This window comes from Microcoleus sp. B4-C2 (assembly GCF_036705265.1).
Lineage (GTDB): Bacteria > Cyanobacteriota > Cyanobacteriia > Cyanobacteriales > Microcoleaceae > Microcoleus.
Genome location: NZ_JAUBUB010000219.1, coordinates 1 through 1126, shown reverse-complemented (window position 1 = coordinate 1126; position 1126 = coordinate 1). Strand labels below are relative to the sequence as shown.

Here is a 1126-nt window from a genome sequence, read left to right as displayed (position 1 = left end):
ATACCAATTTAATATGAAGCTGCATAGAATAAAGCTTCAAGAATGAAAGTGTAAGAAGATAGTGAACTGATTTCTTCAGGTGTGATTTGTTGCAGAACCTCATTCAGTCGTTCGCGCAATTCCCCAAGTGTCAGAAACACTTCTCCCTTGAATTGTTGTTTGATAAATTGCCAAACCCTTTCAATGGGATTAAGTTCCGGGCTATGAGCTGGTTGACAAACGGGAATCAAATTGTCAGGCCAGTGTAGAGCGCTGGTTACATGAGCCCCCGCCTGGTCAACTTGAATTAGTGCGATGTCATCCCCCAGTTGATGTGAGAGGGCATCAATAAACTCCTGAAATCTTTGAGTATTGAGGTGATCGTATTCTTGACAAAAATGCCAGCCGCTCAAAGGTTCGACCACCCCATAGAGCCAAAAATTGTCACGTTTCCAGAGTACCGGTGCGATCGGTTTTACCCCAAACGCCATAATTACTTTCCCGGTTTCGGTTTTGAGTCCTAAGCGAGTCTCGTCTTGACACAAGTAACGCAACCGTTGTCCCTTTCCGAATAAGCGTTGATAGGTCAACAGGGCTGGGGCGATGTTTTTTTAAAACGCTGATCGGCATTGGGTTCTTGCTTTGCGCTTTTGGGGCGTGGCACTTTTAATTTAGCTTTGAGTCGATAGTGTACCCAATGATAGACTGTGGGGTATGTCAGGTTCAGTTGATAAGTCTCCTTGAGCCACTCCACGATTTCTCCGTAACTTTTGAATCCTGGTGACTGTTCCAGTCTTTTTTGTAATCCGGCAAGAGCCTCTTGGCTCAAGTGAGGCGATTTTCCGGGTGCGCTCTTGATCGTCAACAATTCGGACAATCCTCCCTGACGATACTTTTGCAACCATCGAGTTACCGTTGAACCATCACGTCCCAGACGTTCGGCCAGGGTTTTATGCTGAGTGATTTGTCCCGTTTTCAGCCACCACAACATTTGCAACCGTTCTTTCTGGCTAGCAGTACGACTGGTTTTTAGTTGTTTCTCTAAACTCTCTGCACTCTCTGCGATCGCCAGAATCAGTTGGCGTGTCATCACTGATGCCCTCTAAACACTATCTTTATTCTATGCAACTTCATATAAAATTGGTAT

Annotated in this window: 2 protein-coding genes; both read right to left on the bottom strand. The window is 45.2% G+C overall.

Annotated elements, in window-relative coordinates; genetic code table 11:
- Positions 1-8: 8 nt before the first annotated feature.
- Positions 9-533 (bottom strand): IS630 family transposase, encoded by a 525-nt coding sequence (locus QUB20_RS28520; protein WP_333251572.1) that lies wholly within the window; start codon positions 531-533, stop codon positions 9-11.
- Positions 534-565: 32 nt separating this feature from the next.
- Positions 566-1069 carry a helix-turn-helix domain-containing protein gene (locus tag QUB20_RS28515; RefSeq protein ID WP_333251575.1) on the bottom strand — a complete coding sequence of 168 codons (504 nt, stop codon included), beginning with the start codon at positions 1067-1069 and terminating at the stop codon, positions 566-568.
- Positions 1070-1126: the final 57 nt, after the last annotated feature.

Coding starts and splice junctions, on each gene's coding strand:
- QUB20_RS28515 (WP_333251575.1), bottom strand. CDS start 1,069: ATGACACGCCAACTGATTCTGGCGATCGCAGAGAGTGCAGAGAGTTTA.